This window comes from Nonomuraea aridisoli, from assembly GCF_003236395.1.
GTDB lineage: Bacteria > Actinomycetota > Actinomycetes > Streptosporangiales > Streptosporangiaceae > Nonomuraea > Nonomuraea aridisoli.
Map to the genome: position 1 here is coordinate 1 of NZ_POUD01000275.1, position 12163 is coordinate 12163.

Genomic DNA, 12163 nt, shown 5'->3' on the forward strand with positions numbered 1-12163 from the left:
GGCTTCTTCTACCCGCCCACCCTCCTCGACCACGTCACCCCGGACATGGCGGCCTTCCGCGAGGAGACGTTCGGCCCGGTGGCGAGCGTGACGCGGGTCCGCGGGGCCGAGCAGGCGATCGAGCTGGCCAACCGGACCGAGTACGGCCTCGGCGCCGCCCTGTGGACCTCCGATCTCGACCGGGCGCGCCGGCTCGTCCCCCTCCTCGACGCGGGCGCGGTCTTCGTCAACGGCATGGTGGCCTCCGACCCGCGCCTGCCCTTCGGCGGGATCAAGAAGTCCGGCTACGGCCGCGAGCTCGGCTCCTACGGCATCAGGGAGTTCGTCAACGTGAAGACCGTCTGGTTCGGCCCGGCGGTGACGGTATGAGCCCGATCCTCCGTCCCGACGAGCTGCCGGCCAAGGACCGCGGCGCCGGAGCGCGTACCGTGCCGCTCGTGACCGGCGCCCGCGGCGCGACGACGTTCCTCAACGGCATCACGAGCTTCGAGCCCGGCGCGAAGATCGGGCACCACACGCACAACGTCGCCGAATCCGTGATCGTCATCCAGGGCGACGCCGTCGTGGACATCGACGGAGTCCGCACCCCGCTGCGCACCTTCGACACCACGTTCGTGCCCGCCAACGTCCCCCACCACTTCGAGAACGCCTCCGGCACGGCGCCCATGAGGATCTTCTGGACGTACGCGTCCGTGGAGGCGACCAGGACGCTCGTCGAGTCGGGCGAGCACTCCCGCATCGACGCCGAACACCCCGCCGGACCGGCCGGCCCGGCCGACCTCGTGCACGAGAGCGCGCTGATCACCGTCCTGCCCGGCCACGAGGAACGCTTCGAGGCGGCGGTCGCCGCGGCCGCGCCCCTGTTCCAGCGGGCGAAGGGCGCCCGCACGTTCGTCCTGGAGCGCTCGCACGAGAACCCGCGGCAGTACCGCCTCGTCGTCGGCTGGGAGTCGATCGACGACCACACCTCGGGCTTCCGGAGCTCGCCCGCGTTCCGGCAGTGGCGTGAGCTCATCGGCGACAAGATCGCGGGCCTGCCGGAGGTGACCCACTTCCGGCACGTGCTGACCGCCTTCTGACCCCCCAACGACCGAGGAGTACGTCCCCCATGCCCACCACCGTCGAGCCCGACCCCCAGGGGTTCTACTTCGTCGGCGGGACCCCGTTCTTCGCCTCCCGCCACGACCAGCGCATCTCGTACGCCCTGTACGTGCCCAAGGACCACACGCCCCAGGCGGCGCCGCTGCCGCTCGTCGTCATCCAGCACGGCACCGGCCGCTCGGCCGAGCTCTACCGCGACCGGTGGAAGAGCTTCGCGATCGAGCACCGCTGCGTCATCCTCACGCCGCTCTTCCCGGCCGGACTGGTGGAGCCGCGCGAGCTGCACAGCTTCAAGTTCCTCTCCTCCGGCGGCATCCGGTTCGACGAGGAGCTGCTGCACATCGTGGACGAGGTCGGCGAGGTGTTCAACACCGAGACCGCCCGGTTCTACCTGCACGGATTCTCCGGCGGCGGGCAGTTCGCGCACCGCTTCTTCTACGTGCACCCCGACCGGCTGGCCGGGGTGTCGATCGGCGCCCCGGGCCGGATCACCCGGCTCGACGACTCACTGCCGTGGTGGCTCGGCACCGGCGGGTTCGAAGAGGTCTTCGGCACCCGGATCGACCTCGAGGCCATGCGGAAGGTGCCGGTGCAGATGGTGGTCGGCGGCGACGACGTCGAGACCTGGGAGATCAACAACGTCGGCGGCCCCAACTGGCTCGACGGCGTGGAGCAGACCGGCCGCACCCGGATCGAGCGGCTGGAGTGCCTGCGGGCGAACTTCGACGAGCACGGCATCCAGGTGCGCTTCGACGTCGTCCCCGGCGTCGGTCACCGGGGCAGCGCCGTGATCCCCGCCGTCCAGGAGTTCCTCGGGAAGCTGCTGAACGAGCGCGGCACCCGCTAGAGACCTGCCCGCCTCCGGCCCGCCGACGAGAGCCCGCCTACAAGAGCCCGCCCACCGCCCACACACACACACGAGAGAACGGTATTCGTGACTCCTCCGCTCCCTGAAGGGAGCGGCTTCTCGCTAAGCCGCTTCCGCAGCCCGGCGAAGGGCAAGCCCTGCCCTCAGAATGTTGATCGCCGCGTTCACATCAGCGTGCGCAGCATGACCGCACGCCTGACACCGGAACTCGGCCTGGGTGACGCGGTTCTCCCTCACGCAGTGCCCGCAGCGGGCGCACGTGCGGGAAGTGCCGGCAGGGTTCACCGCGATGAGCTCTCGACCGGCGCTCTCAGCCTTGTGCGACAGGATCGTCAGGAACACCCCCCAGCCCGCGTCCAAGATGCCTCGGTTGAGCCCGGACTTGGCGGCGACGTTCCGGCCGGGCGCCTCGACCGTGCCGGACGCCGAACGGGTCATGTTCGCGATCCGCAGCTCCTCGTGCACGATCACGTCATACCCGCGCACCAGCGCGTTCGCGACCTTGTGCGCGTAGTCGACCCGCTGACGGCCGACCTTGCCGCACAGGGCGGCGATCCGTGCCACCTCCTTGAGGCGGCGCGTGGACCCGCGCTTCTTACGGGCCAGGTCCCGCTGAGCCGCCGCGAGACGATCGGCGGTCGCGGCGAGGTGGCGCGGGTTGGCGACGTGCACACCGTCGCTCGTGGTGACGAGAGCGGCCACACCCAGGTCGATCCCGGCCACCGCACCCGCGGCGGGAAGCGGCTCGGCGGGAACGTCGTCGCACGACAGCACCACATACCAGCGGTTGCCCTCCCGCTTGACGCTGATCGTCTTCACCCGGCCCCGCACCGGCCGGTGCCGGTGCACCCGCACATGCCCGACGCCCTGCAACCGCACGAACGTAACCGAGGGATGTCCGGGCTGGGAGTCCCACCGGCAGCCGTCGCCGTCCTTGGGCCACTCCACCGTGCCGAACCGGCCCCGCCCCTTGAACCGCGGGAAGCCCGGCGTGCGCCCGGCCTTGACGCGTGCGAAGAACGCGGCGAACGCCTTGTCGAGCCGCCGCAGAGTGGCCTGCTGGGAAGAGAACGACCACCGGCCCTGACCGTCGGGGTCGTCGGCGCGGATGTGCTTCAACTCGCCCGACTGATCGCCGTACCGGACGGTCACCCCGGCTTTGCGGTAGGCGGTGCGGCGGTGCTCGATGGCCGCGTTGTACAGCTGCCGGTGATCCTCCAGGCACTGCGCGAGCGCGGCGGCCTGCTTGGCGGTGGGACGCAACAGGAACCTGAACGACCTGCGCACTCCCACCTCCCACGTTCGGTAACCAGACGACCACGATATCGGCCGGCGCCGGCAGAATCCGGAAGGACATCTATGATGCGCGGACCTGGCAGGTCAGGGCACGCTCGGGTCTTGACGGCCCTCCCGCTCCCGATCCCCCCGATGGCTGAAGCCGCCGGTCCCCTCGGGAGGTTCTGATGGCGAACGACCACGCGACCATCGACATGTGCCCGGTGCACGCCTTCCTGAAGGAGCTGGCGGATCGGGACATGCGGCTGCACTCCCTGATCGTCCACTGGCGCGGGCGGACGGTCCTCGACCTGTGGCAGTGGCCGCACGAGCCGCACCGCAAGCACAAGATCCACTCGGCCACCAAGAGCTTCACCGGCACCGCGATCGGTTTCGCCGAGGCCGAGGGCCTGCTAGGGCTCGACGACCCGGTGGTGGGCTTCTTCGACGGACGGCTGCCGGCCCCGCCGGCGGAGAACCTGGGCCGCATGCGCGTCCGCGACCTGCTGACCATGCGGACCGGGCACGGCCGCGGGCTGTCGGGCGCGACGACCCGTCTGCGCCAGACGGGCTGGATCGGCGAGTTCTTCGAGGAGCCGGTGGTGGAGCCGCCCGGCCGCTCCTTCGTCTACAGCAGCACGACGAGTCATGTCCTGTCGGCGATCGTGCAGCGGGTGTCCGGTCAGCCGGTGGACGAGTACCTGCGTCCGCGCCTGTTCGAGCCGCTGGGCATCACGGACTTCGACTGGGAGCACGACCCCGAGGGCGTGGCCAGCGGCGGCAACGGCCTGTCGATGCGCCCACGCGACCTGCTGTCGTTCGGGATCCTCTATCTCCAGGACGGGATGTGGCAGGGCGAGCGCGTCCTGCCCCGCGGCTGGGCGAGGCGGGCCGCCACCCCGCACGTGCGCCGGGCCATCAGCGGCACGTGGAACGGCCGGGAGCTGCTGCCGCCCGCTCCTGACGCCGTCGCCGACTCCGGGTACGGCTACCAGTTCTGGACGACCGAGGACCGGATCTACAACGCCTCCGGCATCTTCGGCCAGGAATGCATGATCTTCCCCGACCAGGACGGCGTGGTCGTGGTCACCGGCGCCATGGGCGAGGACACCTACCACGACCTTCCGGAGATGTTGCGCCGGACGTTCAGGAAGGCGTTCGGCGGCGCCGCGCGCGCGACGGCGGAGGACGACGCGGTCGAGCGGTGGGTGCGGCGCGCCCGCGAGCCGCACCCACTGTGCCCCTCGCCGTGCCGGCCCGGCTTCCGCGAGACGTACGACTTCAAGCCCAACGAGCACGGCGTCGACTCGTTGTCGGTGGAGGTGACGGCGGACGCGGTGCTGCTCGTGGTCGAGGACGATCACGGCCGGCACACCGTCGAACACGGCATCGGCCGGTGGGCCGAGCAGCGCACCGGCGTGAGCGTGTGGCGGCTGCACCACTCCTACCAGGACGCCCGCGCCCCCATCCTGGCCGCCGCCGAGTGGGCCTCCCCGGACGTCCTCCGGCTGACGTGGCACTTCCTCGAAGCGCCGTTCATCGACACGCTCACGCTCCGCTTCGACGCGGACGGCGTCACCGTCGAGCACCAGGTCAACGTCAACTCCGGCCCGACCGCGCTGCCCGCCGTCCGCGGCCTGCGCCGGATCTAGCACCCCCTACGTCATCAGCCCCAGGAGGCGAACGGTGTTGTCACAAGCGTTGTCGCAACTCGCGGCGGCCGATCCGAACCCGGATCCGGCGGCCTGGCGGATCATCACGAAGATCGCCTACTTCGCCGGCCTGATCGGCACGTTCGGCGGCACCCTGCTCTACGTGCTGGTGCTGCACCCCGTGCTGACCCGCTCACCGGTGGCCGCCGCCGACCGCGACGTCCTCCGTCGCCGCGCCGCGCTCATCCTGGCCGCCGTCGGCACGTGGTTCCTGGTGTCGCTGTACTTCCAGCTCGCCGGGAAGGGGGCGCGGGTCAAAGGGCAGGAGATCCCGTACTCCGAGGCCGTGCTGCCGGGACGGGTCCTCGCCTACCTGACCGCGCCCGCCAAGGCCGGCGAGTGGATGTCCACCGGCGCCCAGGCGGCGATCCAGTACGGCCTGTGGGCACTGTCGGCGGTCGTGCTGATCCTGCTGTGGCGCTCCCGCCTGCACACCCGCGTCACGCAGGTCGCCGGCGCCGCGTACGTCATCGCGTTCGTCGCCTACGCCGTCACGTGGGTGCCGACGGATCCGGGCGCGGAGACGTTCGACAGCGTGCTGGGCAGCGTCCTCGACCACGTGCACGTGTTGTCGGTGTCGACCTGGGTCGGCGGGATCGCCGGGCTCGCGCTGCTCGCCACGGCCCACCGCCGCCTGTCCCCCGGCGCGGGGGCCGTGTGGGCGCGGATCTGGTCGAGGTTCAGCGTCGTCGCGCTGGCGGCCGTGGGCGGCATGGTGGTCAGCGGCTCGTGGCTGGCCTGGAAGAACGTCGGCGGCCCCGGCGACCTGCTCACGACCGAGTTCGGCCGGTTCCTGCTGGTCAAGCTCGTGCTGGTGGGCACCATGGTGGCGATCGGCGCCCTGCACGAGTTCGTCCTCATGCCGCGCATCGGCAGGGCCCAGGCCGCCGGGGAGGAGGGCTCGGTGTTCCGGCTCGCCGTCCGCGTCTTCCCCCGGCTCGTCGCCGTCGAGGCCGTGCTGGGGCTCGGGGTGCTGGTCGTGCTCACGTTCCTGACCGGGTCGGCGCGGGCGGAGAGCGGTTCGGCGGAGCCGGTGGTCAGCGGCGGAGTGATCATGGTGGGCGTGCTGCTGATCGCCGTGGTCGTGACGTCGTTCGTCACCACGGCGAAGATCTCCGCCCGGCTCGGCCGCACCGCCGCCGACCCGGCCCGGGTGATGATTCCCTGAACGCGAAAAACGGCCCGTCGTGACGACGAGCCGTTTTCGGAGGGTGCGCCGCCAGGGACTCGAACCCCGGACCCGCTGATTAAGAGTCAGCTGCTCTGACCAACTGAGCTAGCGGCGCAACAGATGTAACTGTATCAGCCGCCGGACACTGCCCGCGCCCGTCTCCTTCAGCCCAGCCGGGCCGCCAGCCTCTCGTACGCCCCGATCACCAGGTCCCAGAACCCCTTGACGTCGAGGGACGTCGCCACGAGCGCGTTGGCCCGACGGTCGCCGACCTTGAAGTCGGTCACCGTCATCCCTCGGGTGAACTGCCCGGCCGTCTCCACGTTCACCACCGCCGGCACGCAGGTGAACAACGACGGGTCCAGCACGTACGCCACCGCGCACGCGTCGTGGATGGCCGGCCCGCTCTCGGCGGTCACCACCCCGTACGAGTGCGCGGCCGGCACCAGCAGCCCCGCCAGCCGCCCGAGCGGCTCCATGCGCTCCAGCACCTGCCTGGTCACCACGGCCGTCAGCGTCACGTCGAGCCCCAGCATCGTCACCGTCCAGCCGGCGTCGAAGACGATGGCGGCGGCCTCGGGATCGGCCAGCATGTTGAACTCGGCCGCCGGGTTGTGGTTGCCGCGGGTGTAGGAGCCGCCCATGATGACCAGGTCACGGGCCCATTCCACGACTCTCGGCTCCCGGCGTACGGCGAGGGCGAGGTTGGTCAGCGGGCCCACGGCCACCAGCGTGATCTCGCCGGGCCGGGCGCGCAGCGTCTCCACGATGAAGTCGACCGCGTGACCCGGCGCGGGCCCCCGCCGCGGCGCGGGCAGCGTCACGTCGCCGAGGCCCGTGGCGCCGTGCACGTGGCCCGCTCTGACGGTGTGCCGCATGAGTGCTCCGGCGCTGCCGGGCGTCACCGGGACGTCGCCGAGCTCCAGGAACTCACGCAGGGCCAGGGCGTTCGCGGTGGTCAGCGAGAGGTCGACGTTGCCGCCCACGGTGGTGAGGCCCACCAGGTCGAGGGAGGATCCGGCGGCCAGGGCGAGCGCGAGCGCGTCGTCGATGCCGGGATCGCAGTCGATGAGAACCTTCGTCACGTCCGCAGCGTACGCATGAACCGGACGACGCACACATCTGGCCCCGGGCATGGATCGGGCCGGGCAGTTCCCCCAAAGCTGCCCGGCCCGATCGGTGGCGGTCCAGGCCGGCGCTTTCCCCCAAAAACGCCGGCGGTCCCGCACTTTGCGAACCGCGGTCCCCCTCCGCGTCCGCATCGGTGAAGGTCCTCGGCCAGTCGCCAGAGCTCCTGACCTGCTACAACGCTACCGAGGCGAATGCAACGGTCGCGTCATAACGGGGTCGAATATCGGTTTAATCCATTTACGGAAGTTCCAACCGCACGTCAGTGCCGTCCTGGAGTGTCCGGCTCACCGTGCAGTGCTTCTCGTGCACGCGTTCGGCGACCGCCCTGAAGACCTCGTCGGCCGCCTCCGACGGGAGCTCCACGTCGTAGGTGACCGTCACCGGCCCCAGCTTGTTGCTCTCCACCTTCTCGGCCTGGACGGTCATCTCCAGCCGCACCAGCCGGTGCCCCCGCTTGGCGGTGAGCGGCTCGACCGTCACGATGTTGCACCCGCCCACCGCCGCCAGCAGCAGCTCGACCGGGGTGAACACCCCGGCCTCGTCTCCGCCTCCGATCCGCACCTCGGCGCCGCGGGCGTTGGTGGCCCGGAATCCGTCTTCAGTCCGCTCGACTCGCACGTTAGCCATGTTCACAGACCCTACTCAGATGGCTCTCATGTTCGTTCAGCATGGTGAAGCCATGGCTAGCGAGGCGAATGCTCATCATGGCCCGATCCTCTTCTGGTCCGGTGTCGCGGTGGCCCAGGTCGGCGCCGTCCGGCCGGGGTTCGGTCACCCGTTGACGCCGGTGGCCTACGTCGCCGCGGCGCTGCTCGTGGGGGTCGGCTTCCTCACCGTGCGAGCCGCCGCCTACCTGCGCACCGAGGAGGCCGGGCAGCGGTTGCGGCTCGGCGGCTACCTGGCCGGCGCGCTGCTGGTGGCCTGCCAGTTCAGCCTGACGGCGGACGCGACCGAGCCCGGCCGGGTGGGCTCGCTGCTGCTGTACGCGGCGGCGGCCGTGATGGTCATCTGGAACCACCGGGTGCACCCGCCCCGGCCGCGGCTGCTCATCGCCACCGGGCTCGACCCGTCGGCGCTGCGCGAGCGCCTGGCCGGGGAGACCGACACCGTGGCGGTCTACCGCGCCGACCGCGTCACCGACGAGTTGCGCGAGCTGGAGGCCCGTTACCGGCTCATCCTCGTCGTGGGCGCGGAGCACGACCCGCGCGCGAAGGAACGCGTCAGCGCCTCCGGGCTGGGCCGCGAGATCCCCGACATCGCCGAGCGCGAGGTCGAGGTGGCCGGCCCCGTCCGGTTCCAGCGGTACGTCGGCGGCGCCCTGGCCCGTCTGTCCGTCCCCAGGTCACAGGTGAGTTTCACTTCCCGGCAAAAGGTTTAGCCTGAGCATATGACCGGTCTGAAAGCGTGGGCGCCGGACAAGGAGGCAAGGTGACGACTTTCCCCGGAAGCGCCCGTGTCGAAATGGTCATGGGCATGCCGGTCAGCGTGGACATCCGCACGGCGTTGCCGGAGCGCGAGCTCACACCCGTGCTCGATGACGCGTTCGCCTGGTTGAGGTGGGTGGACGACACCTTCAGCCCCGCCAAGGAGGACAGCCAGGTCGGCCGGCTCAACCGCGGTCAGACGATCCGCCAGATCCCCGAGCTGATCGAGGTCCTGCACCGCTGCGACGAGCTCGGCGAGGCCACGAACGGCTGGTTCGAGTCGCGGATCAACGGCGTGATCGACCCGTCCGGCTACATCAAGGGCTGGGCTCTCGAGCGGCTGTCGCGGGCGCTGTGCAACGCCGGTGCCGTCGACCACCGCATCAGCGCGGGCGGCGACGTCAGGGTGCGCGGCTCGGCGATGCCGGGCAAGCCGTGGCGGATCACCGTACGCGACCCGCGCACCGGCGTCGTGCGCGCGGTCGTCCACGCCCACGACCTGGGCATCGCGACCTCGGGGCGCAAGCCGATCGTCAACCCGCGCACCGGCAGGGTCCAGGAGGGGATCGGCTCGGTCACGGTCATCGGGCCCGACCTGGGCGTGGCCGACGCGTACGCCACCGCCCTGTACGCCATGGGCCCCGTGCTGGCCCGCCGGTTCGCCGCCGACCTGGCCGCGTCGGGGCCGTACGAGACCATGATCATCGCGCGGGACGGGCAGGAGACCACCACGCCGGGCTTCACCCGCCACACCGGGTCGGCCACCCGCCTGGCCGTCTGACCCCGGGCGCACGGGACGGCCCGGCCGAGGCGACCGGGCCGTCCGACGCTGTCCGCTAGGCGTCGGGGTGTCGACGCAGATATTCGATGTAGATCGGGCGCAGGGCCTCGCCCAGCTTGCCCTCACCGGCGGCGATGGCGTCGCTGAGCAGCGCGGAGACCTTGCTGAGGTCGTTGGCGCTCTCGGTGGTGTGACCGCTGGCGGCCTCGGCGGCCGGGATCACCTTCAACAGGTCCCACAGGAACCCCAGGTCACCGTGGCGGACGGCGTAACGCACCGCGCGCTCGTGCAGTTCGTGGGCCGGCAACGACTCGAGCTCGTTCACGTCCATCTTGCTTCCTCCCCCTGCACGCCCTTCCCTGCGCCACGAGCCCATAACTCAGAGGCATCGTAGAGGTACGGACCTATCGCGGCCCCCGTGCCGAAGTGGGAGGATCAAGCAGCGTGAGATTCATCATCAGAACCCTCGCGGCAGCGGTGGCCCTGTGGGTCGCCATCCAGCTCGTCGACGGCATCGAGGTGGCGGCCCCCTCCGGCTCGGCCGGTTACTGGGGCGTCCTGCTCGTCGTGGCGTTGATCTTCGGTCTGGTCAACGCCATCGTCAAGCCGATCGTGAAGTCGCTGGGCTGCGCGATCATCGTCCTGACCCTGGGGCTCTTCCTGCTCGTCATCAACGCGGCGATGTTGCTGCTGACGGGCTGGATCGCCGGCCAGCTGGACATCCCCTTCCATGTCGACAACTTCTATCCGGCCGCCTTCTGGGGCGCCATCATCGTCAGCCTGGTGAGCTGGCTGCTCGGTCTCTTCATCCCCGACAACGACTGACCCTTCTTCCTGGCGGCGCTCACGACAGCGGGGCGACCGAGCTGCGTTCGCGCAGCGTGGGACGCTGGACGACCCGGCGGCGGCGGGCCCCGCCGTCGGCCGCCGCCGCGACCAGCCGGACGGCCGCGCGCACGATGCCGTCGATGTCCCAGTCGACGGTGGTCAGGCCGGGCGAGAGCAGCCCCGACATCGGGTGGTCGTCGTAGCCCATCACCGACACGTCGCCCGGGATCGACAACCCCAGCTCCTGCGCCGCCGCGTAGACGCCGTAGGCGATGGAGTCGGCGAAGCAGAACACCGCGGTCGGCCGCTTCCCCGACAGCAGCTCGTGGGCGGCGCCGGTGGCGGCGGCCAGGCCGTGGGAGGCGAAGACGACCTCGATGTCGAGCCCCAGCCGGTCGGCCTCGGCCGTGACGTGCACGTCGGCGGGCCGGTCGGGCGTGCTGGCCCGGGTCGGCGTGAGCACGGCGATGCGGCGGTGGCCCGACGAGCGCAGATGCTCCAGGGCGAGCGTGACCCCGCGCCGGTTGTCGAAGACGACCTCGCCGGCCGTGCCCGCGATCGAGTCGCCGATCGCCACCACCGGGACCGATTCGCACAACTCGCGCCAGAACTCCGCCGCCGGGTCGATCGGCTGCACGATCAAGCCGTCGACGCGCTGGTCGCGCAGCTGCCGGGCGAGCGCCCGCTCCCTGCCGGGGTCGCCGACGGCGTCGAGGATCAGGGCGTAGCGGTCCTTCTCCCGCAGGCCCCTGCTGATGCCGACGGCCAGCGACTGTTGCCAGAGGTCTTCGAGCGAGCCGCACAACACGCCGATCATGCCGCTGCGGCCGCTGGCCAGCGCCCTCGCGATGGGGTCGGCCTCGTAGCCGAGCTCGGCGGCGGCGGCGCGCACCCGCTCCATGGTCTCCTCGGACACCTGCAGGCCGCGCAGCGCGTAGGAGACGGCCGCCGGTGACAGGCCCGTGGCCTGCGCCACCTCACGGATCGTGGCTCTCTTGCGAGGCATTCCGCCAGCCTATTCCGTGACACCGACACCGTGGTGTCAGCCTCCCGCCAGTTTACCTGTATTGTCAGTAGGGAATTAGGGGAGGGAATCCGTGAGCATCGACGTGCACCAGCACCTGTGGACGCCCGCGTTCGTCGCGGCGCTGCGGGCCCGTACGTCGCCGCCCCGGCTGGACGGCTGGACGTTGCTGCTCGACGGCGAGCCGCCGTACGAGGTGGATCCGGCCGACCACGAGCGGCGCGACGCCGCCGGGCTGGAGCTGGCGCTGGTGTCGTTGTCGAGCCCGCTGGGCGTCGAGTTCCTGCCGCCCGGGGAGGCCTGGCCGCTGATCGAGGCCTACCACGAGGGCGCGCTGGGGCTGGGCGAGCCCTTCGGGGCGTGGGCGGCCACCTGCCACAGCGAGCCCGACCCCGACCGGCTGGCCGCCGACCTCGACCGGGGGTTCGCCGGCCTGCAGATCCCGGCCACGGCGGTGCCGGACGACCGGCTGCTGGAGGTGCTGACCGCGCGTGACCTGCCGCTGTTCGTGCATCCGGGACCGGCCGCCGCGCCGCCCGGCACGCCGCCGTGGTGGCCGGCGCTGGTGCCGTACGTGCAGCAGATGCACGCGGCGTGGCACCACTTCCACGCCGTCGTACGGCCCCGGCATCCGCGGCTGCGCGTCTGTTTCGCGCTGCTGGCGGGCCTCGCGCCGCTGCACACCGAGCGCCTGGCCGCCCGGGGCGGCGGGCGCGGCCAGGTCGACCCGGGCTTCTTCGTGGAGACCTCGTCGTACGGGCCGCGCGCGATCGACGCGATCGTCCGCGAGCTGGGCATCGACGTCGTGGTCAACGGCTCCGACGCCCCCTACGCCACGGCCCCCGACC

Annotated in this window: 14 protein-coding genes and 1 tRNA gene; 9 read left to right on the forward strand and 6 right to left on the reverse strand. The window is 71.3% G+C overall.

Going from position 1 to position 12163, the window contains the following annotated elements:
• The 3 genes from C1J01_RS39570 to C1J01_RS39580 form a co-directional block, all read left to right on the forward strand.
• Nucleotides 1-369 (forward strand): aldehyde dehydrogenase family protein (locus C1J01_RS39570; protein WP_146615888.1); only part of this gene is annotated, 369 nt, incomplete at its 5' end.
• A complete protein-coding gene (locus C1J01_RS51585; protein WP_220040332.1) occupies nt 366-1079 on the forward strand; it encodes a cupin domain-containing protein in 714 nt (237 codons plus the stop codon). The genes C1J01_RS39570 and C1J01_RS51585, both read left to right, overlap by 4 nt.
• A gap of 29 nt (nt 1080-1108) precedes the next feature.
• On the forward strand, nt 1109-1948 hold the full coding sequence (locus C1J01_RS39580) for an alpha/beta hydrolase family protein (protein WP_111184147.1): 840 nt from the start codon (nt 1109-1111) through the stop codon (nt 1946-1948).
• Between the two features lie 123 nt (nt 1949-2071).
• On the opposite strand, the gene C1J01_RS39585 is transcribed toward C1J01_RS39580, so the two are convergent.
• On the reverse strand, nt 2072-3256 hold the full coding sequence (locus C1J01_RS39585; protein WP_111184149.1) for an RNA-guided endonuclease InsQ/TnpB family protein: 1185 nt from the start codon (nt 3254-3256) through the stop codon (nt 2072-2074).
• Nucleotides 3257-3432: 176 nt separating this feature from the next.
• Here C1J01_RS39585 and C1J01_RS39590 point away from each other — a divergent pair, with 176 nt between their 5' ends.
• Complete coding sequence (locus C1J01_RS39590; RefSeq protein WP_111184151.1) at nt 3433-4896, forward strand: serine hydrolase domain-containing protein; 1464 nt, start codon at nt 3433-3435, stop codon at nt 4894-4896.
• A gap of 34 nt (nt 4897-4930) precedes the next feature.
• Nucleotides 4931-6124, forward strand: coding sequence for a CopD family protein (locus C1J01_RS39595; protein WP_146615889.1), 1194 nt, complete (start codon nt 4931-4933; stop codon nt 6122-6124).
• 44 nt (nt 6125-6168) lie between these two features.
• Here the strand turns inward: C1J01_RS39595 and C1J01_RS39600 are convergent.
• The 3 genes from C1J01_RS39600 to C1J01_RS39610 form a co-directional block, all read right to left on the reverse strand.
• A tRNA-Lys gene (locus tag C1J01_RS39600) sits at nt 6169-6242 on the reverse strand.
• 49 nt (nt 6243-6291) lie between these two features.
• The gene (locus tag C1J01_RS39605; protein ID WP_220040334.1) at nt 6292-7212 is read right to left on the reverse strand and encodes a nucleoside hydrolase; all 921 of its coding nucleotides are present in this window, start codon (nt 7210-7212) and stop codon (nt 6292-6294) included.
• Nucleotides 7213-7495: 283 nt separating this feature from the next.
• Nucleotides 7496-7885, reverse strand: a complete 390-nt coding sequence (locus C1J01_RS39610) for an OsmC family protein (protein WP_111184171.1) — start codon at nt 7883-7885, stop codon at nt 7496-7498.
• A gap of 52 nt (nt 7886-7937) precedes the next feature.
• On the opposite strand from C1J01_RS39610, the gene C1J01_RS39615 reads away from it, so the two are divergent.
• Both C1J01_RS39615 and C1J01_RS39620 read left to right on the forward strand, forming a co-directional pair.
• Complete coding sequence (locus tag C1J01_RS39615; RefSeq protein WP_146615890.1) at nt 7938-8636, forward strand: ferredoxin reductase domain-containing protein; 699 nt, start codon at nt 7938-7940, stop codon at nt 8634-8636.
• Between the two features lie 50 nt (nt 8637-8686).
• A complete protein-coding gene (locus C1J01_RS39620) occupies nt 8687-9463 on the forward strand; it encodes an FAD:protein FMN transferase (RefSeq protein WP_146615891.1) in 777 nt (258 codons plus the stop codon).
• 55 nt (nt 9464-9518) lie between these two features.
• Here C1J01_RS39620 and C1J01_RS39625 read toward each other — a convergent pair whose 3' ends face one another.
• A complete protein-coding gene (locus tag C1J01_RS39625; protein ID WP_111184161.1) occupies nt 9519-9794 on the reverse strand; it encodes a hypothetical protein in 276 nt (91 codons plus the stop codon).
• A gap of 113 nt (nt 9795-9907) precedes the next feature.
• On the opposite strand from C1J01_RS39625, the gene C1J01_RS39630 reads away from it, so the two are divergent.
• Nucleotides 9908-10288 (forward strand): phage holin family protein, encoded by a 381-nt coding sequence (locus C1J01_RS39630; protein ID WP_111184163.1) that lies wholly within the window; start codon nt 9908-9910, stop codon nt 10286-10288.
• A 19-nt stretch (nt 10289-10307) separates the two neighbouring features.
• Here the strand turns inward: C1J01_RS39630 and C1J01_RS39635 are convergent, their stop codons facing one another.
• The gene (locus tag C1J01_RS39635) at nt 10308-11297 is read right to left on the reverse strand and encodes a LacI family DNA-binding transcriptional regulator (RefSeq protein ID WP_111184165.1); all 990 of its coding nucleotides are present in this window, start codon (nt 11295-11297) and stop codon (nt 10308-10310) included.
• Nucleotides 11298-11388: 91 nt separating this feature from the next.
• Between C1J01_RS39635 and C1J01_RS39640 the strand changes: the two genes are divergently transcribed.
• The coding region (locus C1J01_RS39640; protein ID WP_111184167.1) for an amidohydrolase family protein at nt 11389-12163 on the forward strand (775 nt) is incomplete at its 3' end.

Coding starts and splice junctions, on each gene's coding strand:
- C1J01_RS51585 (WP_220040332.1), top strand. CDS start 366: ATGAGCCCGATCCTCCGTCCCGACGAGCTGCCGGCCAAGGACCGCGGC.
- C1J01_RS39580 (WP_111184147.1), top strand. CDS start 1,109: ATGCCCACCACCGTCGAGCCCGACCCCCAGGGGTTCTACTTCGTCGGC.
- C1J01_RS39590 (WP_111184151.1), top strand. CDS start 3,433: ATGGCGAACGACCACGCGACCATCGACATGTGCCCGGTGCACGCCTTC.
- C1J01_RS39610 (WP_111184171.1), bottom strand. CDS start 7,885: ATGGCTAACGTGCGAGTCGAGCGGACTGAAGACGGATTCCGGGCCACC.
- C1J01_RS39615 (WP_146615890.1), top strand. CDS start 7,938: ATGGCTAGCGAGGCGAATGCTCATCATGGCCCGATCCTCTTCTGGTCC.
- C1J01_RS39625 (WP_111184161.1), bottom strand. CDS start 9,794: ATGGACGTGAACGAGCTCGAGTCGTTGCCGGCCCACGAACTGCACGAG.
- C1J01_RS39635 (WP_111184165.1), bottom strand. CDS start 11,297: ATGCCTCGCAAGAGAGCCACGATCCGTGAGGTGGCGCAGGCCACGGGC.